General features: G+C 43.0%; 19 protein-coding genes. 12 read left to right on the forward strand and 7 right to left on the reverse strand.

The window, feature by feature from the left end:
- Positions 1-108 precede the first annotated feature (108 nt).
- Positions 109-1446, forward strand: coding sequence for an amino acid permease (locus ACWF5P_RS01145; protein WP_434169718.1), 1338 nt, complete (start codon positions 109-111; stop codon positions 1444-1446).
- A gap of 57 nt (positions 1447-1503) precedes the next feature.
- Here ACWF5P_RS01145 and ACWF5P_RS01150 read toward each other — a convergent pair whose 3' ends face one another.
- Both ACWF5P_RS01150 and ACWF5P_RS01155 read right to left on the reverse strand, forming a co-directional pair.
- A complete protein-coding gene (locus tag ACWF5P_RS01150; RefSeq protein WP_434167692.1) occupies positions 1504-3177 on the reverse strand; it encodes an RNase J family beta-CASP ribonuclease in 1674 nt (557 codons plus the stop codon).
- A 144-nt stretch (positions 3178-3321) separates the two neighbouring features.
- On the reverse strand, positions 3322-4218 hold the full coding sequence (locus ACWF5P_RS01155; protein WP_260358477.1) for a TetR/AcrR family transcriptional regulator: 897 nt from the start codon (positions 4216-4218) through the stop codon (positions 3322-3324).
- Between the two features lie 257 nt (positions 4219-4475).
- Between ACWF5P_RS01155 and ACWF5P_RS01160 the strand changes: the two genes are divergently transcribed.
- Positions 4476-5924 carry a DHA2 family efflux MFS transporter permease subunit gene (locus tag ACWF5P_RS01160; protein ID WP_452444619.1) on the forward strand — a complete coding sequence of 483 codons (1449 nt, stop codon included), beginning with the start codon at positions 4476-4478 and terminating at the stop codon, positions 5922-5924.
- Positions 5925-6500: 576 nt separating this feature from the next.
- On the opposite strand, the gene ACWF5P_RS01165 is transcribed toward ACWF5P_RS01160, so the two are convergent.
- Complete coding sequence (locus tag ACWF5P_RS01165) at positions 6501-8504, reverse strand: YhgE/Pip family protein (RefSeq protein ID WP_452444493.1); 2004 nt, start codon at positions 8502-8504, stop codon at positions 6501-6503.
- 120 nt (positions 8505-8624) lie between these two features.
- On the opposite strand from ACWF5P_RS01165, the gene ACWF5P_RS01170 reads away from it, so the two are divergent.
- Both ACWF5P_RS01170 and ACWF5P_RS01175 read left to right on the forward strand, forming a co-directional pair.
- Positions 8625-9527, forward strand: coding sequence for a LysR family transcriptional regulator (locus tag ACWF5P_RS01170; RefSeq protein ID WP_452444494.1), 903 nt, complete (start codon positions 8625-8627; stop codon positions 9525-9527).
- Between the two features lie 156 nt (positions 9528-9683).
- Positions 9684-10385, forward strand: coding sequence for an alpha/beta fold hydrolase (locus tag ACWF5P_RS01175; protein WP_452444495.1), 702 nt, complete (start codon positions 9684-9686; stop codon positions 10383-10385).
- A 41-nt stretch (positions 10386-10426) separates the two neighbouring features.
- On the opposite strand, the gene ACWF5P_RS01180 is transcribed toward ACWF5P_RS01175, so the two are convergent.
- Positions 10427-11035: a TetR/AcrR family transcriptional regulator C-terminal domain-containing protein gene (locus ACWF5P_RS01180; RefSeq protein ID WP_434167688.1), complete on the reverse strand. Its 609-nt coding sequence runs from the start codon at positions 11033-11035 to the stop codon at positions 10427-10429.
- Between the two features lie 191 nt (positions 11036-11226).
- Between ACWF5P_RS01180 and ACWF5P_RS01185 the strand changes: the two genes are divergently transcribed.
- The gene (locus ACWF5P_RS01185) at positions 11227-11985 is read left to right on the forward strand and encodes an SDR family oxidoreductase (protein ID WP_452444496.1); all 759 of its coding nucleotides are present in this window, start codon (positions 11227-11229) and stop codon (positions 11983-11985) included.
- 387 nt (positions 11986-12372) lie between these two features.
- On the opposite strand, the gene ACWF5P_RS01190 is transcribed toward ACWF5P_RS01185, so the two are convergent.
- From ACWF5P_RS01190 to ACWF5P_RS01200, 3 genes are all read right to left on the reverse strand, one after another.
- Complete coding sequence (locus ACWF5P_RS01190; protein WP_101223161.1) at positions 12373-13074, reverse strand: FadR/GntR family transcriptional regulator; 702 nt, start codon at positions 13072-13074, stop codon at positions 12373-12375.
- Positions 13075-13235: 161 nt separating this feature from the next.
- Positions 13236-14594 (reverse strand): glucarate dehydratase, encoded by a 1359-nt coding sequence (gene gudD / locus ACWF5P_RS01195; RefSeq protein ID WP_452444497.1) that lies wholly within the window; start codon positions 14592-14594, stop codon positions 13236-13238.
- A 31-nt stretch (positions 14595-14625) separates the two neighbouring features.
- Entirely contained in the window at positions 14626-15987 is a 1362-nt protein-coding gene (locus ACWF5P_RS01200) for an MFS transporter (RefSeq protein WP_101223159.1), read from the reverse strand.
- Positions 15988-16306: 319 nt separating this feature from the next.
- Between ACWF5P_RS01200 and kdgD the strand changes: the two genes are divergently transcribed.
- From kdgD to ACWF5P_RS01235, 7 genes are all read left to right on the forward strand, one after another.
- Complete coding sequence (gene kdgD / locus ACWF5P_RS01205; RefSeq protein ID WP_452444498.1) at positions 16307-17239, forward strand: 5-dehydro-4-deoxyglucarate dehydratase; 933 nt, start codon at positions 16307-16309, stop codon at positions 17237-17239.
- A gap of 18 nt (positions 17240-17257) precedes the next feature.
- Positions 17258-18721, forward strand: coding sequence for an alpha-ketoglutaric semialdehyde dehydrogenase GucD (gene gucD, locus ACWF5P_RS01210; protein WP_101223157.1), 1464 nt, complete (start codon positions 17258-17260; stop codon positions 18719-18721).
- Positions 18722-18782: 61 nt separating this feature from the next.
- Entirely contained in the window at positions 18783-20318 is a 1536-nt protein-coding gene (gene garD / locus ACWF5P_RS01215) for a galactarate dehydratase (RefSeq protein ID WP_427571569.1), read from the forward strand.
- A 152-nt stretch (positions 20319-20470) separates the two neighbouring features.
- Positions 20471-20923: a GNAT family N-acetyltransferase gene (locus ACWF5P_RS01220; RefSeq protein WP_101223155.1), complete on the forward strand. Its 453-nt coding sequence runs from the start codon at positions 20471-20473 to the stop codon at positions 20921-20923.
- A 121-nt stretch (positions 20924-21044) separates the two neighbouring features.
- Entirely contained in the window at positions 21045-21365 is a 321-nt protein-coding gene (locus ACWF5P_RS01225; RefSeq protein ID WP_101223154.1) for a hypothetical protein, read from the forward strand.
- A 112-nt stretch (positions 21366-21477) separates the two neighbouring features.
- On the forward strand, positions 21478-21927 hold the full coding sequence (locus tag ACWF5P_RS01230) for an ASCH domain-containing protein (RefSeq protein ID WP_230176612.1): 450 nt from the start codon (positions 21478-21480) through the stop codon (positions 21925-21927).
- A gap of 90 nt (positions 21928-22017) precedes the next feature.
- A complete protein-coding gene (locus ACWF5P_RS01235; RefSeq protein WP_434167683.1) occupies positions 22018-22716 on the forward strand; it encodes a polysaccharide deacetylase family protein in 699 nt (232 codons plus the stop codon).
- Positions 22717-23097: the final 381 nt, after the last annotated feature.

Genomic DNA, 23097 nt, shown 5'->3' on the forward strand with positions numbered 1-23097 from the left:
ATGAATGATGGAAGAGGAGGTAATGTCATGACGACAAAAGCCAATTGCAGTTCAGCGAAAGGGAAGGCTGTCCAAGATTCTAATGCATCGGGTGAACAACAAGGCGATATGAAATGGTGGCAGCTATCATTGGTCGGTGTAGGCTGTACGATCGGGACAGGGTATTTCCTTGGATCGACTATAGGGATTAAAACGACGGGGCCATCCATTGTATTTTCATTTGTATTGGCTGCACTAGGTACCTACATCGTTTATAATCTGCTTGCCAAGATGACTGCGGCCGATCCTCAAGAGGGTTCTTTTTGTTATTATGCCAATAAAGCATTTGGACGATGGGCTGGCTTTAGCTGTGGCTGGAATTATTGGTCCTCCAATATATTAATCATGGGAAGCCAGCTTACTGCGCTTTCGCTATTATCTCAATTTTGGTTCCCGAAAGTACCGCTGTGGCTATTTGCATCCGGATTCGCAATTGTTTCAATCGTGGTGGTATTGTTGGGAACAAAAGGGTTCGACAGGGTGGAAAACATCCTTGCGGTAATTAAGACAGCAGCAATCGTAATGTTTATCATTATAGCAATATGTGCCGTTTTCGGCTGGTTTGGTCTTGATGGAGGGAAACCGCCATCCTTTCCGAATAAGTTCAATGAATTATTCCCAAAAGGGTTAAAAGGGTTTTGGACATCACTAATCTATGCTTTTTATGCGTTTGGCGGCATTGAGGTCATTGGACTGATGGCGATGCAGCTTAAAAAGAAAGAAGATGCGCCAAAGGCAGGGACGATCATGCTCTTGGTTCTAACCATCATATATGTGGTTTCATTGGGGTTAGCCGTAACCATGATATCGTTAGGGGCATTCAGTGAAAAAGAAAGTCCATTCGTTTCGGCATTGGACAGCTATCATCTGACATTTTTCCCGCACGTATTTAATGGTGCAATTATAATAGCTGGTTTCTCGACGATGACCGCTTCACTTTTTGGTGTAACCAATCTTTTGGTAACACTCTCCAATGACGGGAACGCACCCTCATTATTCATGCAAAAGATTAAGAAATTCAAGGACCTTCCACTGCCTTCACTTGGTCTTGGAGCCTTAGGACTTTTAGGGTCAATCATCACTGCATTGCTCCTGCCAGGCAAGATTTATGAATACATCACAACATCTGCTGGAATATTACTTTTGTATAACTGGGCATTCATCATTCTTTCTTCATTTAAAATCTTGGAAAATAAGATTTGGAGTAAGATCACGGCCGTTTTCGGACTTCTTTTAATTTTAGCGGCGGTCAGTGGCACTCTGCTTGAAAAAGAAATACGTCCAGGTTTTTTCATCAGCCTTTTATTCATCGTGATCATCGGTCTTGCCGCCGTTTTCATGAAATTCAAGGTTTGGAATAAGAACAAGGCGATGGCCGCAAAAGCCAGTAAATCAGAACTTGATTGAAAAAAAGGAACTCGACTAACGAAGTCTAGTTCCTTTTGGTGTGCTTTCGATTTGGTGCTAAATTTCAATGATGATCGGAAGGATCATTGGCTTTTTCTTAGTTTGAGTAAAGAGATAGTGCCCCAATTCCTTCTTTATGGTTTGTTTGATGATGTTCCAACGGTATATCTTTTCACTTTGTAAGTCGTTGACCGTTTTCGTGACAAGACGATTCACATGTTTAAGGAGGTCCTCGGAATTTTGAACATATACAAATCCACGGGAAATTGTATCGGGTCCTGATACTATTTTTCGTTCCGACTTGCTTAATGTTATGACGATTACGAGCATGCCATCTTCGGAAAGCTGCTTACGGTCCCGCAGAACGATTTCTCCAACATCACCAACGCCGACACCGTCAACAAAGGTATTGCCGGCAGCCACCTTTCTCGTTTGACGGGCAACGGAGTTTTCAATATCCACCACATCGCCATTACTGATAATGAAAGTATTGCCCTTCTCTACCCCGACAGACTCAGCCAGTAATCGATGTTGGTGCAACATCCGATATTCACCGTGAATTGGAATGAAATACTTCGGTTTCATAAGGGTAAGCATGAGCTTCAACTCTTCCTGATAGGCATGTCCGGATACATGCATGCCTGTTACAGTCCCAGAACCGTAAATGACTTTGGCACCAAGTTGAAATAGGTTGTCGATGATTCGTGAAACATCCCGTTCATTTCCGGGTATTGGAGTGGAGGCAAGAATCACTGTATCATCAGGCAGTATACTCATATCCCGATAATTTGAACTGGAAAGGCGGGAAAGGGCAGCAAACGGCTCTCCTTGACTTCCTGTACATAAAACCGCGATCCTTTCAGGAGCATAATTATCGACTTCATGTGGTTGGATAAGCATCCCATCAGGTACCTCGAGGTAGCCGCGTTCAATGGCAACGGATACGACGTTCACCATGCTACGTCCAATCAGGGCAAGTTTCCGGTTTGTCTTCTGTGCAGCGTTCACAACTTGTTGAACTCGATTTACATTTGAAGCGAAGGTCGAAAGAAAGACTTTCTGTTTTGCCTGCATGAAGGCCTCTTCGATATGGCTGCCAACGAGATGCTCCGAGGGACTGGAGCCGGGGCGTTCAGCGTTCGTGCTTTCCGATAATAAAACCAAAACACCTTCACTCCCGATCTTGGCCATTTTATGAATATCGGGATACTGATCATTCATGGGAGTCAAGTCAAACTTAAAGTCCCCTGTATGAACGACCGTGCCTTCTGGCGTTCGCATGGTGACACCAAGGCAATCGGGTATACTATGATTCGTTTTGAAAAAGTCGAGAACCATCTCTCCAAATTCCAATCTTGAATCCGAGTCGATCTGGATTAACTCCGTATCACCCAAAAGGTTATGTTCTTTTAATTTCAATTCAATCAAACCTAGTGTTAAACGTGTGGCATAAATGGGTACATTCAATTTTTTTAAGAAATAGGGGATACCGCCAATATGATCTTCATGCCCATGAGTAACAATCAAAGCCCGGATCTTCTCCTTATTCTCCTGGAGAAAGGAAATATCAGGAATGATTAAATCGACTCCTAATAAACTTTCATCAGGAAACTTGGCACCACAGTCAATAATGACGATATCGTTTGCATATTGAACCACATACATGTTTTTACCGATTTCATTCACTCCGCCCAGAGCCAGTATGGACAAAGCATTCTCTTTCACACTCAAGTGGGTAGACCTCCCTTTATTATGATAAGGATAGTGTTTCCTTAGGCACCTTTTATAAAACCACTCTTTTTATAAAATCGGGGCAATGCAAGAAGCCGTAAAAAAACACCTGCCGATTTCGGTAGGTGCGTTTGTCTTCAATCTTCAACGGCTCAAGCAAGAGTTGATACTTTCTTCAAAAGAATCAATGTATGCTTGGACCTGAGAAGCATATCTAGTCTTCAAAGTGGCCAGCAAACTTTCTATCAAGAATTCTCGCGGTTTGTCAGACTGCATTAGCTCATCTTGGATGAAGTCGACCAATTCAATGGCTCTTGTTCGATTTTCATCGCAAGGAAAAGCTTTGTTTATCGCTTTTTTCAATTCCGTGGTGGAATGAAGCAAATCATTATGGCAAGGTTCAAGGTGGTTTGTAAAGTTTGGAAACCATGTGTCCATTAGTTCCGGATCAATGATCTGTTCCCCGCTTTCAGCCACTTCATTGACTAAATGGACAATGCGGTTCATGCAATAGCGGATAATTTGTATGTCCGGTGTACCGGCGGGATTAGCACGATAACTAAAATGATTCATGTGGGTCATCATCGAATGAAAGATAATGACGCTATCTAAAAGATAGGGTTTTTTGCTTTCCCCGAAGATATCGATAAAACGGTTATACATCCAGCGTAAGCTCAACAATAGCGTTTTATTGATGAATTGTTTTAATTCTTCATCGTTGGAAACACGGACTTCTTCGATCAGGATGAGCAATTTGCTTTGCTTGTTCACCATTAATTGCAGTTCTAGCTGCCGGATGAAAATTTCAATATCGGCGGAATCTTGACCAATCAACAGTTTTTCCCGTTCATGGCGAATCTTTGTATAAAAGGAACGGAAAATGGCTATAAATAATTCACCCTTCGAAGGGAAATAATTATAAAATGTACCTTTTGATATACCGCTGCCGTCTAGAATGTCCTGGATGGACGTCGCTTGGTAGCCTTTGTCAATAAAAAGCTTATGAGCCGTATCGATGACATTCTGCCTTCGATTATTCATCATATCACCTAATTTTCATTATACTGCTTGTATAAATTTAATCGTACTCTATTTTTCATGACAGCACAAACCCTTATTTAAACCAGTAAATTTCTATTGCAAAAATTGAACTAGGGGTATATTATTGATTTTGTGAGATTGGAATATACCGCTCGTCTAATTAAATGAACCAATAGTTTGAATGGAGGAATAGATAAAAAGTGAGTACTGCACAAATAAATGAGAAAAAGGGTTCGTATGGCATTTTGGCCATATTGATGGTCGGGGCTTTCATATCGATACTGAATTCAACCCTTTTAAATATTGCACTGCCATCAATTCAAATAGACCTGGGAATAGAGACTTCCACAGTTCAATGGCTGACAACTGGCTACATGCTCGTGAACGGAATCATGATTCCGACAACTGCCTTCTTAATAAGAAAATATTCGGTACGTAATCTGTTCCTGACAGCCATGCTCCTATTCTCAATCGGGACAATCGTGGCAGGTGTAGCGCATGTATTCCCGCTATTATTGAGCGCACGTATGGTTCAGGCTGCCGGTTCGGCAATCATGATGCCATTATTAATGAACGTACTTTTAACTTCTTTCCCTGTTGAAAAACGGGGCTCGGCAATGGGACTATTCGGTTTGGTCATGATGTTTGCCCCTGCAATCGGGCCGACGCTTTCAGGCTGGATCATCGAACATTATGATTGGAGAATGCTATTCCATTTCATTACTCCGCTAGCTTTACTAGTGCTTATTTTCGGCTTCTTTAAACTTAAAGACCACAAGGAAAAAGTCAATATCTCAATTGATAAAATATCGGTCATCCTTTCAAGCTTAGGCTTTGGCGGTTTGCTTTACGGATTCAGTTCGGCAGGCAGCAAAGGTTGGGATAGCCTTGAGGTATACGGCACACTGATTGTCGGTGCCATCTCCCTGACCCTTTTCATAACACGCCAGCTTAAAATGGAAACACCAATGCTTGAGTTCAAGATCTTCAAGCACCCGATGTTCGCTTTATCCGCAACGATCTCAATCGTACTGAACATGGCGATGTTCTCGGGGATGATCTTAATTCCGATGTACACACAAACAGTACGTGGCATTTCACCATTCGATTCTGGATTACTGATGCTTCCAGGTGCGTTATTAATGGCCCTCATGTCACCGGTTACCGGTAAGCTTTTCGATAAGTTCGGTGCCCGCATCCTTGCTTCAATCGGATTGCTTATCACCGTGGTAACTACGTATTTGCTAAGTAAATTATCAATGGAAACTACGTATACAGAAATTGTAATCCTGTTTTCTGTTCGTTCCTTCGGGATGTCAATGTCCATGATGCCGATCATGACAAATGGTTTGAACTCGCTGCCAGCCCGCATGAACCCGCACGGTACAGCCATGAATAACACACTGAACCAAATTTCCGGTGCGATCGGTACGGCATTGCTCGTTACGGTCATGTCTAACCGTGCAGCTTCTACTGCCGAAGATTTAATGACGAAAGCGATGAGCAAATTAACAAGCCAGCCCACCGCTGAGATGATGGGCCAAATGAAAGCCCAAATCGGGATGCAGGCAATGCTGGATGGAATTAACTTCTCCTTCTTTGTATCTACCTTCATTGCCGGTGTGGCGCTGATTCTGGCATTATTCATTAAGCGTGCATGGCCAGCTGAAGAAAAACCAGCTATGAAAAAAGATCAAACCGCTTAAATGAAACAATATAAGGCCCTATGCCGCCTGAATCGTCAGGCAGCATGGGGCTTTTTTTAATAACATCAGCCCTCTAGTTTGATTTACAGCGGAATTAATTCAGGCTACAGCGAATTATTCGATCTACGATGTAGTAATTCGACCCTCGCTGGAGTAATTCGACCTACCACCGATTAAATTCGACCCCCGCTGGGGTTAATTCGACCTACCACCGATTAAATGCGACCCACGTTGGAATAATTCGACCTACCACCGATTTAATTCGACCCCCGCTGGAGTAATTCGACCTACCGCCGATTAAATTTGTCCCCCGCTGGAATAATTCGACCTACCACCTATTTAAATCGACCTACGATGTAGTAAATTCGACCCCTGCTGGGGTTAATTCGACCTACCACCGATTTAATTCGACCCCCGCTGGAGTAATTCGACCTACCGCCGATTAAATTCGACCCACGTTGGAAATATTCGACCTATCCCTATTTAAATCGACCCATGAATCAAATATGTTTTACCCGGTGATTTCACTTTTATACAAAAAAGGCGCAGTGCCATTTGCACTGCGCTTTTTTTACATCAAGATGTCACTTCCTCTGAAGTTACTTTTGCATGCTGGATATGACTAGCTATCCAGCCAATGATCGCGGCAGAAACTAGATAGGCAAGTAGGATCCACATCTGCACCTGCAAGTTTTCCCAGCCGCCTAAGGAGATGACCTCTTGAAGTTCCTTTAGTGAATGGGCCATAGGTAAAAATTGACCGATTTTCGTCAATAGCGACATGCCCAGTTCGCCTGGGAATGTTCCTCCGCATGTAGCCAATTGGAACACGAGAAGGGTCACGGCCGCGAATTTTCCGACCACTCCGAATACGGTCACCAGCATAAGAATGAACGTCATGAAGGTAAATGAAACGATGATGCTAGATAGAATGAATACAGGGACACTTGCTACATGTAAATGGAATCCAAGCAGGACCACTGCATCCACTAGAACTGCCTGAATCAAGCCGATTACATATACGAGCATTAATTTATTCGTGAAATGAACGGTTCCGGTAACCCTAAGATTCTGCCTGCGGCCAAGCGGCAAGATATTGGAAGCCATGATGCCGCCTACATAAAAGGCCAAAGACAGAAAATAAGGGGCAATTCCGGTTCCATAGTTAGGAACTTCGGATAAATTGGATTGGACCAATTGCACGGGTTCAGAGAACATTGAAGTGGTCGAATCGTCGTACTGAAGACTAGCCGTTTTATCGGCAGCTTCATTAAGCTTGGAGGATAACTTGCTTGAGCCCGTTTCCAGCGAAGCCAGTCCTTCTTGTAGTTCCGTCGATCCACTGGCTAGCTGGCTGCTTCCGCCAGCTAGCGAAACGATTCCGGCATTTAAAGTGGAGAAACCATTTGTCCAATTAGAGAAACCATTCGCGAATTCTAGAGATCCCTCGTTTAATTGCTTGGCACCTGAGGTAGCTTGTGCCATTTTATCACCAAAGGCATTCATCCCGGTTTGAATGGTCTCTTGTCCATCAGCCACTTTTTCAGCACCTTCTCCCAATTGCCTTTGACCGGCATTTAAAGTGGCGGCTGTTTTGGATAAACCTTCTGATAGGGCAATGATCTGCTTGAAGTCTTGATCCTTTATTGCATCAGGATGACTTTTCATATAGGCATCCAATTGTTTCTTAAGAGTATTCGCTGTATCGGCAGCCTGTTCTTGCCCTTGCATCAATTTTTTATTTCCGGCTGACCAGTCCTCAACACCCTGTCTTACTTCATTCATCCCACTTTCCAATGAGTGATGTCCATCCGATAGCTGCTTCATTCCGGAATACAAGTTCCGCGAACCTGATGTTAATCCTTTCGCACCGTCAGCTAAGGCTTCTTGTCCATCCAAGAGCTTGGTGCTTCCTGTTTGCAGTTTCTGGGCGCCATCATTTAAATCCTGAATGCCATCATCCAATTTTTCACTGCCGCTTTTCGCTTCCGCCGTTCCTTGTTGAAGCTCTTCTGCTCCATCCCCGGCATTCGCCAAGCCTTTAGAAACCTCCTGGAATTTTGAAAGGATGCCTTCAGAATAGACTTTCGTAATGCTTGCGTTGATTTTTGCAGTCATCTTTTCAACAGCAGTTGAGCTGATTTGTGAGGCAACGAAGTTTTTACCTGGATTGACAGTATACAAAAGTTTAGCTCTTTCCGGTTTTTCATCCATTAAAGTCGTGACATTTTCCGAAAAATCCTCCGGAATCGTGACAACCATAAAATAGGTACCTTCTTCAAGACCTGTATTAGCCTTCTTTGCCGTGACAAAGTGAAAGTCCAATTCTTTTTGCTTTTTTAATTCTTTAACGAAATCATCTCCAGCTTGGACTGGCTTATCATCCATTTCCGAACCATTATCGAGATTGACCACTGCTACAGGGAGCTGATCCAACTGTCCATAAGGATTCCAATATCCAGCCAAGAAGAAACCAGAGTAAATCAATGGAACGACCAAAAGGAAAATCAAGGCGATTCTCCCGTGTTTATGTTTCCACATTGCTTTAATATCTTGCAATACAAGTTGTAAACCTTTCATTATTGAGCCTGCCCTTTCTAAATAAGAGATTATTTCATCATAATGGCTTTTTTAGATACTGTATAATACATAATTGGTTATGTAATAATAGATTTAAATCTATGCGAAAAGAGTGGGAAAATGGAAATATTACAGCTGCAATACTTTCAAACCGTAGCACGACTGGAACATATGACGAAGGCTGCGGAACAACTTCAAATAGCTCAGCCATCCCTCAGTAAAACCATATCCCGGCTTGAAGAGGATTTGGGTGTCGCACTTTTCGATAGGGAACACCGGAAAATCAAGCTCAATGCAGCCGGCCGAATATTCTTGAACCGGGTCGAACGCGCTTTTGCGGAACTGAATGAAGGAAGGCGCGAAATAGTGGAATTAGCAGATCAAGACCAAAAGAACATCACTTTGGCCGTTACCATTCCCAGGGTCCTGCCTGATTTATTGGGTGCATTTTTATCTCAGTACCCGGATGTCCGTTTTCAACAATTCCTAAAATCCATATCATCAATGAAGCAGCTTTTAATTGAAGGAGAAATCGATTATTGCATATCGTCCGTTCCGATCGAAGGACCAGACTTAAGGTGGGAACCGCTGATCACCGAAGAAATATACTTGATCGTGCCTCCCAATCACCGGCTGGCTGGCAGGGAAAGCATAACACTCAAAGAAGTGAAAGATGAACCGTTCATCAGTATGAATACAGGCTTCGGGTTCCGAAGCCTAACCGACCAATTTTGCCTCGAAGCGGGATTCGTCCAGCACATCGCCTTCGAAGGAGATGAACCAGCTGTCATCTCGGACCTTGTCAGGAAAGGGTTGGGGATCGCCTTCGTATCCGAATTGACATGGCTTCATCAAACCGGATCATTATCCCATAAAATTCGAATAACAGAACCTGTTTGTCAAAGAACAATAGGGCTTGGCTGGTCAGAAAAACGCTACTTCACCTCAGTAGCCAAGCAATTTCGGTTATTTGTCATGGATTACTTCGCTGCCGTCAATTCCTCTAGGCTAAAGGATGAATAAATGTGGTAAAGGTCGAATAAATCGCCGGTTAGGGCGAATAAATGGGTGAAGGCATAAAAAGTATATTTTAATTATAGAGAACATAGTATTCTAGGAGGTTTTTATTAAATATATCGGGTTCAAAATGACGAATCCGATCCTAGGAGATGAATGGAGATGGAAATACGGGTTAATCAAATTGAGTTTAATGGCCTCACGTTTCAATATCGGGAGAGCGGGGATGTTTCTGCACCGCCGCTTGTTGTTCTTCACGCGCTGGGGAAAAGTGCAGATTCATGGGATCAAGCGGCTGCCGCATTAGGAGAAAATTATCGTGTTTTAGCCTTAGATCAACGGGGCCATGGTGGGAGTGCGAGAACTAATACATACACTTTTGAATTGATGTGCGATGATTTGCTTCATTTTGCGGATGCGCTTAATTTGGGAAGGTTTTCGCTAATGGGGCATTCCATGGGGGGAACAGTTTCCTATCTGTTCTCGCAAACTTATCCTTCGAGGATAGATAGGTTGATTGTCGAAGACACGCCTCCTCCTTTTTCGGATAAGCCAATGGAGGTTCCTTCCAAACCATCTGTCCCACTGCCGTTTGATTGGCAGGTAGTGCCTTCGATTCTACAGCAGCTTAATGAACCCGATCCCAAATGGTGGGCGCGCCTTACCGATATTATGATGCCGACGCTTGTTATAGGGGGCGGGTCGAGCCATATTCCCCAAAACAAATTGCAGGAGGTTTCCGAGCTTATTCCGAATTGCGAATTGGTGACGATAGAGGATGCCGGACACTTTGTCCATGAAGATAATTTACCAGCTTTCTTGGCTGCCGTAACAAGGTTTCTTTCCAAAGGACAGGCGTTTTAATAGGCTTAAGAGGGTTGCCGATGCAGCCCTCTTATTCCTGCTTAAAATGTATGGTTTATTTTAAAGACGGAATTTACCGATTTATTATTCAGGATTTCAAGCAACTGTTCAGCCATATAGCCAGCGCTATATTTAAAGCCAGTGTTGACCCATTCGATGATCATGCCTAATATCGCATACGCTTGGTAGCTGGAGGCAAGTTCTATATTGATCTTAGGGTTCGGCCGGTAATCTTCCAGGTCCTCCAATGGAAGTTTCTTTAACTCATTACAAATCCTTTCCAGTAATGTAGGCCATGCATTCGTCTTTAGGATAAGGGTATAAATGTTTGCATAGTTAGCTACATGTTCAAATATTTTGATGACTGAAGCGGTTAGTTCATTGATGGTGAAAGTATCAACGTTCTTATAAGGTTCCCGGTAAGATATGATCAAATCCGCAATGACATCTTCCATGACCTCTTCAAGCAGTTCCTCTTTGTACTGATAGTGTTTATAAAATGTACCCCGATTAAGGTCGGCGAGTTCTACAATGTCAGTAATCGATATATCCCTGAAATCCTTATTTTGCATTAATGATATGAGGGATTCTTTCAAAGCCATTTTGGACTTCCTGATCCTTCTATCAATCCCAGTGTTATTATCAGTCATTTTCTCCACCCTTTGCCCGTTATTGTGCTTTTAATGAACATAATGACCACTTTCTGTTCATTGTTCAACATCGAGGTCATCATTTGCTGATTGTATAAGCCTACTGAAACTAATTATACTATAAAGGAAGGTAGTTAATGAACATCTGTACAATAAGTATCACTTCACTAGAATGAATGGGGGAGTTCATAATGAAATTACATTACAAAGTTGCAGTAGTGACAGGTGCAGCATCAGGCATGGGAAAACAAATTGCTATAGATTATGCTAGAGAAGGTGCGAAAGTCGTCGTATCGGATTTAAATCTTGATGGTGCGAACGAAACGGTAGAAGAAATAAAAGCGAATGGCGGAATGGCCTTTGCCATTAAAACGAACGTGGCGGTGGAGGAAGATATTCAACATTTGATCGATACCACGGTCAGTACTTACGGTACGGTGGATATTTTGGTGAATAACGCGGGTATCATGGATGGCATGGAACCGGCTGGAGACATTGAAGACTCTAGATGGGATCGGATTTTTGCCATTAACACGACTAGCGTCATGCGTTCGACTAGAAAGGTGTTGCCGATCTTTTTAGAAAAACAAAAAGGGGTCATCATCAATATTGCTTCTGCTGGCGGTTTGTACGGTGCTCGAGCAGGTGCAGCATACACTGCCTCTAAGCACGCAGTCGTTGGATTCACAAAAAACACGGGCTTTATGTATGCCAATAAAGGGATTCGCTGCAATGCAATAGCACCAGGCGGAGTTGAAACCAATATTGGTTCCAGCATGACGAATATCAATGAGTTTGGCTTCTCTCGCCAACAATTGGGTATGGCTATCAATCCACGCAATGGTAAACCTGAGGAAATCGCTAAAGTGGCATTATTCCTTGCTTCAGACGATTCCAGTTTTGTTAATGGTACTGTCATCACCGCAGATGCTGGTTGGAGTGCATATTAAGCCCGTAAAAAGAATGGTCAAGAACTTAGTGACTGATATATGCATTCCTGCTAGTTAGCAGGGATGCATTTTTTTGAGTGGAGCATAGGCAGGATCATTGTAGGGGGAATTTGGTTAGCCAGACAATTTGCTAGAGGAAGTTTCTACTTCATTCGGTAGTCCTGACATTGTCATTTCAATCGAAAGTGGATAAGTGGGGGCTGGATAGTTCGAACTACTATCCAGTTTTTCTCTCAAAAAGAATTATGCTATCAATTGGATTTAAAAGATAAGTTGAACTCTGAAATCTTGGAAGCAAAATAGGTTCCCAGAAAAAATCCACTTTCCCTATGAAATTGGATCACTGAGTGATCCATCAGTTTGCTGCGATACCTCTCAAACGATATATTAATTGGCGTGAGAATATTGAAGGACTTTCTGACGGACGTAATCAAGGTGTTTGTACATTTGGCTAAATGCTTCATGCGGATCATGTGCTGCAAGTGCCGCATAGATGGCTTTATGATACTTTACAGTCAGTTCCCGTTCTCTGAATTGAATCAGGCTATTAATTTTATTATGTGTAATCAATAAAGAATCGATCATGCCTTCAATAATGGGATTGTTTGCACTTAAAGCTATGATCTTGTGAAATTCTTTATCGGCCTCTCCATAATCGTTGTCTTCACTATTGGCAATCGTCTCAATCGTAACTTGCAGTTTCTCCAGTTGTTCGTCTGTGATCTTCTCGGCAGCCATCGTTACTAATCCCAACTCCAAAGCCATTCGCGCTTCGATGATCGCTGGTAAATTATCTGTAGCCAGCGCCAGCATGACAGAGAATGGATGTGTACCGATTTTATCGTTAAAAAAGGTTCCTTCACGTGTTTTTCGAGTAATGACACCTAGTGTATCAAGTGCACTGAGCGCCTCACGTAAAACAGGCCTGCTTACTTCAAGTTCTTTCATAAGTTCCATTTCAGGAGGCAGTTTGTCGCCCGCTTTCATTTGTCCGCTGACGAGCAGATGCACAATTTGATCCACGACTTGTTGTGAAAGAGTGTTGCGATGTACCGATTGTACGCCTAATTTTTTTGACGATTCTTCCATTGTGTAACCCCTTTTCTGTTAAATCCTATATGTATTACTACTGTAAGACTAATTATATAATATAATACACTTATTTGCATGTGAGTATGAGAAGACCTACGTCCAAAAAAAGTAAAATGCGCCTCTCTAAAGAGAGAGACGCACGCAATGTAGGAAAAAAATCATCTCACAAGGCAAGGAGATTTTGGATTGAACTTCCATCCGGAAACCAGGTATTGCATCGCCATTGAATCATCACGGGCACCAAGTCCTTTTTGTTTATAAAGCTGGTGTGCCTTCTCGATTTGATCCATATCCACTTCAATTCCAAGTCCAGGTTTGGAAGGGACATCGACCATACCGCCGACAATTTTAAAAGGTTCTTTCGTCAAACGCTGCCCATCCTGCCAAATCCAGTGGGTATCGATTGCAGTGATTTTTCCTGGTGCGGCTGCTGCAACGTGTGTAAACATGGCAAGTGAAATGTCAAAGTGATTATTCGAGTGTGATCCCCATGTCAATCCCCAGTCGTTGCACATTTGAGCGACACGGACGGAGCCCTGCATCGTCCAAAAATGCGGATCGGCAAGAGGGATGTCCACGGATTGAAGTTGAATGGAGTGCCCCATTTGCCTCCAGTCCGTTGCAATCATGTTCGTAGCGGTTGGAAGGCCCGTTGCACGCCTGAATTCCGTCATGATTTCCCGGGCGGAAAAACCATTTTCCGCTCCGCATGGATCTTCCGCATAAGCTAAAACATGATGCTGATCCCTGCAAAGTTTAATCGCATCCTCAAGCAGCCAGCCGCCATTTGGATCAAGCGTGATCCTGGCTTCAGGGAAGCGTTCAGCAAGTGCCGTCACCGCTTCGATTTCTTCCTCCCCGCGTAAAACCCCGCCTTTCAATTTAAAATCATTGAATCCATAGCGAGAGTGGGCGGCTTCTGCCAAGCGGACAATCGATTCGGGTGTCAGCGCTTCCTCATGACGGAGGCGAAGCCAGTCATTTTCCGCTTCCGGTTCGCTTAAATAACCAAGATCTGTTTTATTGCGGTTACCTACATAAAATAAGTAGCCCAGCATTTCCACCTTATCACGCTGCTGTCCTTCACCGAGAAGGGCTGCGACAGGAACACCTAAATATTGGCCAACTAAATCAAGAAGTGCCGCTTCCAATGCTGTTACGGCATGAATGGCAATACGGAGATCGAAAGTCTGAAGGCCGCGCCCTCCAGCATCGCGGTCCCCAAACTGCTTACGGATGGTATTCAGAATGTTGTTGTAGGTCCCTATGGACTGGCCGACAACCAATTGTTTGGCATCTTCTAGAGTTTGGCGGATTTTTTCGCCCCCAGGAACTTCACCTACACCTGTATTACCCGCATTGTCTTTTAGAATGACAATGTTCCGGGTGAAATATGGAGCATGGGCACCACTTAAGTTCAGCAGCATGCCGTCATGGCCCGCAACTGGAATAACGCTCATTTCAGAAATTACCGGTGTGCCGATTTTTACATTATCCTTAAGCAATTGATTGTTCATAATTTTTCCCCCTACTAGAATAATTAGTTGATTATGATTTTAACTCTACACGTTTAATTTCACCAACCAGGAATAAGTAACTTAAAATAGCGACAAGAGCATTGGCACATACGAAAACTAGCGCCCCATTGAACGACCCTGTCGTGGCAATGATATATCCGATGATGATCGGTGTTGTAATGCCGGCAATGTTACCGAATGTGTTGAAAAGCCCGCCGCTGACACCGGACATTTCTTTTGGTGAGGTATCGGCCACAACCGCCCAGCCTAATGCCCCAAATCCTTTACCGAAAAACGCAAGGGCCATTACGAAAATGACAACCCATTCCGTATCTACATAGTTTGCTGCTACCAAGCTCATCGATAGAATCATCCCAACAACAATTGGCATTTTTCGGGCGACAGTCAATGAGAATCCCTTCCGTAACAAGAAATCCGAGAATGTACCTCCGAGAATACCGCCAAAAAATCCACAAATGGCGGGAAGGGAAGCGACGAATCCAACTTCAAGAATGGTCATGCCTCTTTCTTGTACAAGGTACACAGGAAACCATGTCAGGAAAAAGTACGTTAACGTCGTAATGCAATATTGTCCTAGATAAACACCTAACAGCATGCGGTTTGATAAAAGCTGCTTAATATGATTCCAGTTGACGCCTTTCTTTTCCTCCTTATTTGCACTGGTTTGATCCATATTGATCAAAGCGCCGCCAGCTTCGATATATTCAAGCTCAGCTTTGTTGATACGAGGATGTTCTTTCGGGCCATAAATCGTTTTCAGCCAGATGAAAGCAACGATGATTCCTAAAGCACCCATAAAGAAGAAGACATATTCCCAACCAAATTTATACGTAATGTAACCCATGATCGGTGCAAAGAGAACGGTTGCAAAATACTGGGCGGAATTGAAAGTGGCAGCCGCGGTTCCGCGTTCATGGCTTGGGAACCATGTAGCGACGATGCGGCTGTTGGCCGGGAAGGAAGGCGCTTCTGCCAATCCAACTAAAAAACGCAGGCCGAACAATACGATGACAGCTGTTCCGGCAGAACCGAAAAAACCTAGAAACCCTTGTAAAAGCGTAAAGGCAGACCATAACGTGATACTCCAAAAGTAAACCTTTTTTGAGCCAAAACGGTCTAAAAGCCATCCGCCTGGAATTTGTCCTGCTACATAAGACCAAGCGAAAGCGGAGAAAACGTAGCCCATCATGACTGAATCGAGACCAAGCTGACCAGACATGTCCGTACCCGCAATTGATAGCGTCGCACGATCCGCATAATTCAGAGCAGTGACCAAAAAGAGCATAAAGACAATGAACCATCGTGTGCGTGTTTTTTTCTGGGCACTTGGTAGTTTAGGAGATGGTTGAAAAACTTTTTCTTCAGCGTTCATATACTCACTTCCTTAATCGTATTTAATTATATTTTCATTTGATACCGCTTACAATGTTAACTGTTTCCTCCTTCGTGAAAATTCTTAATATTTAGTTTTGTCCAATGGTAAGACAAATAAAATTGTTTGTCAATGGCTTTTTTTCATAAATCATTTTTCATTTTAGCTCCTTAATTATCGTGTTTTTTTGTATATAGTAGAAGTGAAATTATTGAGGTTTAAGGTAATGTTAGTTTTTTCAGAAAATAAAAAAAATACGATTGACCAGAAGGTCTATTTGTCTTACAATAAAACAATAATACACAAGGGGGAATAAATAATGAATAAGACTCGCAAGGCACCTAAAGGAATACTCGGATTTCCCGTGGCACCATTCACAACGAGTAATAAGCTTGATGAACAAGCACTCGCCCAAAATATCCAATTTTTATTAGATGAGGGACTCGAGGCTATTTTCGTGGCATGTGCAGCAGCGGAATATCCTTCGTTAAGTAAAGAGGAATATGAAGCGATGGTAGAGGTAGCCGTATCCGTCACGGCTGGAAAAGTACCTGTATACACAGGGGTAGGCGGGAATATTCAAACTTCCCTCGAACTTGCCAGAATATCCGCGGATAGAGGGGCAGACGGTTATTTAATATTACCTCCATATCTCGTTACTGGAGAACAGGCAGGTCTGGCTGCTTATTTCAAAACCATCGCAGAAAGTACAGACTTAAATTCCATAGTATATCAGCGTGATAATGTTTCATTTTCACTTTCAACTTTGGAAGCGCTTGCTGAGGTCCCGCAGGTGGTCGGCGTCAAAGACGGCCTGGGCAATATGGAGTTGAATGGACTCCTTACACAAACCTTCGGAAAACGTTTCGGCTGGCTGAACGGAATGCCGCTTGCGGAAGTTACCATGTCGGCCTACGTTCCACTTGGCTTTGACTCATATTCATCGGCGATATCCAATTACATCCCGCATATCTCACGAAAATTCTATAATGGCATTTTGAGCGGAGATCAGGAAACGGTCAATGAAATTTACCAACAGGTCATCATGCCAATCAACAATATTCGCCGTCAGAGAAAGGGATATGCCGTTTCGCTCATTAAAGCAGGTATGGAGATTATGGGAATGCCGGTTGGGCAAACAGTCAGATTACCAATTCTTCCGGTGGAAAAAGAACATTATACAGAAATGCAAACGATATTAGAGAATGCTTTAAATCGTTTTCCAAAAGAAACACCAATTCAATCAATCTAATAAGGGTGGGGATTATATATGATAACTACAGTTCAAACAAAAACGTATCTTAACTATATTAACGGTGAATGGGTTGCTTCTATTTCAAATGAAGTTGAAAAAAGTTTAAACCCGGCAGATAAACAGGCAATTGTCGGATATGTACAAAAATCTACCAAGGATGACTTGAACCTGGCTGTGGAAGCTGCGAAAAAGGCGAAAGAAAAATGGCGCAAACTAGCTGGTTCAGAGCGCGGGGAGTATCTATATAAAGCAGCGCAAATTCTTGAAAAGCGGATTGATGAAATCGCAGAATGTGCAACACGGGAAATGGGAAAGACCTTTGCTGAAACAAAAGGGGAAACGGCACGCGGCATTGCGATCCTGAAATACTATGCAGGAGAAGGAATGCGTAAAGTGGGGGATGTCATTCCATCCACCGACAGTTCAGCGCTTATGTTCACGACGCGAGTCCCGCTTGGCGTTGTGGGCGTCATAACACCTTGGAATTTCCCAATCGCCATCCCAATTTGGAAGATGGCTCCTGCTCTCGTATATGGGAATACGATTGTGGTCAAGCCAGCCACCGAGACGGCCATCACCTGTGCGAAGATCATGGAGTGTTTTGAAGAAGCCGGTTTACCGGCGGGTGTAATCAATATGGTCACAGGACCGGGCAGTGTCATCGGGCAGGGCATCGCTGATCACGAAGATGTAAACGGCATTACCTTTACCGGCTCAAACGGCGTTGGAAAAAGGATTGGACAAGCGGCGTTAGCACGCGGAGCGAAATACCAGCTTGAAATGGGCGGGAAAAACCCGGTCATCGTTGCAGCGGATGCGGATCTTAATCTGGCTGTAGAAGCCGTCATTACAGGTGCGTTCCGTTCAACGGGGCAAAAATGTACCGCGACAAGCCGTGTCATCGTTGCAGCTGAAGTTTATGAAGAGTTCAAGCAGCTGCTGGTGAAAGAAACGAAAGGCATTTCCATCGGGGATGGATTGGACAGCGGAACATGGATGGGTCCATGTGCTAGCGAAAATCAATTGAATACGGTTCTTTCCTATATTAAAAAAGGAGTGGAAGAAGGCGCTGAACTTCTAATTGGCGGGAAGCGTGCTGAAGAAGGCCCTCAGGCAAATGGCTTTTATGTAGAGCCTACTATTTTTGATAACTGCACGTCAGATATGACGATTGTACAGGAAGAAATTTTTGGTCCGGTAATTGCTTTATTGAAAGCTGATTCAGTTGAAGAGGCCCTGCAACTTGCGAACAGCGTGGAATACGGCCTTAGTGCTTCGATTTTCACAGCGAATATCAAACATTTGCTTTCATTTGTTAACGATATGGAAGCGGGATTGATCAGGGTCAACGCTGAGAGCGCAGGCGTTGAATTGCAGGCGCCATTTGGCGGCATGAAAAACTCCAGCTCCCACTCCAGGGAACAAGGAGAAGCAGCAAAAGAGTTTTTTACATCCATTAAAACGGTGTTTGTAAAATAATAACCCTCTCGTGTATCTTTAGTGATGACTGTTTGCTTTTTTAGAATGAAGGAGTGGTAAAGTGGATACAAAAACGCAACTGACGGAGGTTCCGCTTTATATTAAGGTAAATAAGATTGATAATGTCGCCATCGTGGTTAATACGGGGGGCTTGGATCAAGGAACCGTTTTCTCTTGTGGGCTTGAATTGAAAGAAAGAGTACCACAAGGTCACAAAGTGGCTTTGACGGATATAGTGGAGAATGAAGCCATCATACGCTATGGGGAAGTTATCGGTTATGCGGCTGAATCAATCAGTAAGGGCAGTTGGATTGACGAGTCGTTGGTGATACTGCCGGCTTCTCCAGATTTAAAGGCATTACCGGTAGCAAATGATATACCGAAAACTTTACCCCCACTTGAAGGGTATACATTTCAAGGATTTCGCAATGAAGATGGCAGTGTTGGAACCAAGAATATATTAGGCATTACAACAAGCGTTCAATGTGTTGTGGGCGTTCTGGATTTTGTCGTGAACCGGATAAAAAAAGAGCTACTCCCGAAGTATCCCAATGTTGATGATGTTTTCGCTATAAATCACAACTATGGGTGCGGAGTCGCTATCAATGCACCGGAAGCGGTTATTCCCATTCGCACGATACAGAACCTTGCGAAACACCCAAATTTCGGCGGGGAAGCCTTGGTAGTTGGATTAGGGTGTGAAAAACTTTCTCCAATGAGAATAAATCCAAGCGGGGATGATTCAGATATCATTTCACTTCAGGATCAGCAGGGATTTGCGGGAATGGTCCAATCCATTATGGAAATGGCCGAGGAACGTTTAATCAAGTTGAACCGCAGGCAGCGGGAGACATTTCCGGTTTCCGAATTAGTCATCGGTACGCAGTGCGGAGGAAGTGATGCCTTCTCTGGTGTGACAGCTAACCCTGCAGTAGGATATGCTACAGATCTGTTAGTTAGAGCAGGGGCAACCGTTCTATTCTCTGAAGTCACAGAAGTACGGGATGCGATTCATCTATTGACGCCTCGAGCCGTGAATGAAGAAGTAGGAAGAGCCTTAATAAAGGAAATGGATTGGTATGATAACTACCTTGCTTTAGGTGATGCTGATCGAAGTGCCAATCCGTCGCCTGGAAACAAAAAAGGCGGATTGGCCAATGTAGTGGAAAAATCATTAGGCTCCATTGCCAAATCCGGAGGCAGCCCCATTTCAGGCGTATTGGCTCCAGGTGAAAAAGCAACGGAAAAAGGGCTGATTTTTGCAGCTACACCAGCTAGTGACTTTGTTTGCGGAACACTGCAGCTCGCTTCTGGTATGCACCTTCAAGTTTTTTCAACTGGTAGAGGCACACCTTATAATCTCGCAATGGCTTCCGTCATCAAAGTATCTACACGAAATACATTGACAGAGCAATGGAAAGATCTGATCGATATAAATGCTGGAACTATAGCTACTGGTGAAGCAACGATTGAGGATGTTGGATGGGAAATATTTCACCTTATTTTGGAAGTGGCCAGCGGTAAAAAGAAAACCTGGGCAGAGCATTGGGGCCTGCATAATGATTTGGCACTGTTCAATCCTGCGCCAATTACTTAATAATGATTTACTGGACGGACTTCCTTTTAATAGAGGAAGTCCGTCCTTTTTTCTTCCAGAAAAGAGGACCGCTGGACTATTAGCAGAAGTTATTAATGAACGTTTGGTTTTCATCATGACGAGATACTGAAGTACATATCAGGAGGGATAGCATGGTCACATTCAGGAATGCGACGGCAAAAGATTTAAGTGAAATAGTACAGATGCTTGCGGATGATGTTTTGGGGAAGGAAAGGGAGCGCTATGAAAATCCCCTTCCTGAAAGCTATATAAAAGCATTTGAATCCATTGATGCAGATGGAAATAATGAATTGATCGTAGCATGTCTTGGTGAGGAAATCGTTGGGGTACAGCAAATCACGTTCACTCCTTACATTACCCATCAAGGCGGTTGGAGAGCTACGATCGAAGGGGTTCGGACGGCATCTACAGAACGAGGGAAAGGTATTGGAAGCAAGTTGATTCAATATGCGATTGACCGTGCAAGGAAGCGGGGCTGCCATATCATTCAGCTGACGACCGATAAAAAGCGGGAAGAAACGTTGCGTTTTTATGAACGTTTAGGATTTAAAGCCACTCATGAAGGCATGAAAATGAAGCTTTAAATTCACGGTCTTTTGTCCCCTTTTTTTGTGCACAACAACTTGTCTGGTATTATATGTTAAAATTATTCGTGAGATATTAATAGATGTATAGGATTTAAAAACTTATGAAAGGGTGAGCTCGATGGAAAACGAAGCATGTATTCAGAAGAGGTATGGTGTAATCAGTTTTACTTCATTCATCATTGGAATCGTTTGCTTTTTTACTGTTTTTATTACACCTATCAGAATCGCAAATTTCGGGAGCCTGACGGGTGATTATATCACATTTTTCCTTACGATTACCGGTATCGTCCTATCTGTCATGGGAATTTTGAAGAAAACGGAGAAAAAAGTGATTTCTATCGTTTCTTTGGTTTTTTCCTCATCTTTCTTTATATTTTGGGTTATCGTCATCACTTTGCTGTTAACTGGTGAAATAGAATGGCCACGTAGATCAAATTAGCAGTTGCAGTGATAGAGTTTAATGAGTTTTGCTTGAAGATAGTTTGGAGTTGAACCAATTGAACCTTTCGTGATGCTCAGGGGAGCTGAAAAATAGAATGGAGAATCATAGAATGAATGTCAAAGCGGAGTTATATTGGAATGAATTTTGGCAAGGGAAAGAAGAAGAAAAACCCCAGTCAGTCAGTGCGTGGCAATTCGGGGCCGATCCCGATCAATTGGCTCGATTAGTGATGGCTGGGATAAAAACGGCTACATGCTCTGGGTATGTTTTTTATGAAGAAGAAAATGAACCATTACCATCCGTGGGTGATTACAGCATTATTTTAAGCGGTGAGGATGAGCCCTTAGCCATCATCCAAACAGTGAAAGTCGAAGTATTGCCCATGAATGAAGTGAGCGAAGAGTTTGCAATTGCAGAAGGGGAAGGCGATCGAACATATACATACTGGTGGGACGCACATGAAAAATTTTTTAAAGAAGAACTGGACAGAATCGGACACACCTTTCAAGTAGATATGCTGCTAGTGTGTGAGCGTTTTGAATTGATTCATGTAAAGTGAGTGTAGACGGCTAGCAATAAGTGCTTTCTTTCAGTGATTTGCTATAATAGGTCATTGGATTAAAAAACTTATAGAAAGATAGGTATTTGCATGAAAAAGAAACTGATATTCATTGGATTGGGAATCCTGGTTGTTTTCCTGCTATTGTTTGGTACGTATAAATTAATGAATTCAAGAACATATCAGTTATTCGGTGGATTAACGGATAATGTCGAGACGAATGAAAAAGTGGTCGCTTTGACTTTTGATGATGGCCCATCGAACAATGTAAATCAAATCCTTCCGTTATTGGATAAATACGATGTAAAGGCTACATTCTTCCTGATTGGTAACGAAATCGAAAAGTATCCAGAGGAAGCGGGTAAAATAGCGGAAGCAGGACATCAGATTGGCAATCACACGTATTCCCACAGGCGAATGGTTTTTAAATCGCCCTCTTATATCAAGGCGGAAATCGAGAAAACGGATACATTAATTCAAAACTCCGGATATAAGGGTGAAATTGATGTCCGGCCGCCAAACGGGAAAAAAATCTTAGGTTTGCCTTATTATTTAAATAAAAATGATAGAGAGACCATTACTTGGAATCTGGAACCAGATAGCTATTACACTTCAGCTTCTGACAAAGTGAAGTATGTGAAGGAAAATATAAAACCAGGTTCGATCATCCTGATGCATCCGATGTACGATGATACGGGTAAAGAACTTCAAGCGATTGAAGGGATCTTACAAGAGTTAACGAACGAAGGGTATAGGTTTGTAACGGTCAATGAACTTCAGGAAATGTAGTTTCATTTTTCGTCCAGACGATTTTCGAAGAATCGGGTTGCTGCGGCAGCCCTTTTTTATTTGATATACAGAATAGTACAAAACATGGGCTGCATATTGTTTCTTAATGGAAGGTTGTTGTTAGGGCATGCATTCGCATGAATTTTTCCTTTAGTGGAATAAAGCTATTAAAATGGGGCTGGTTACTTGTATCGAAATAAAAACACCGCTCTGATCATGATTTTATGTATCCTGTTATTCCTATTTCTTGTGGTGCTCATTTTTCGCCACATCACGGTATACTTCGTGTATAGCTCGGGCATCGGCCCGTTATTGCTTATCGGGGTAATGGTTTTTGCTATCGTTATGCTTTTTTTCAAAGGATATAAATAATCGAGTCTG

This window comes from Peribacillus sp. NPDC055009, assembly GCF_053608705.1.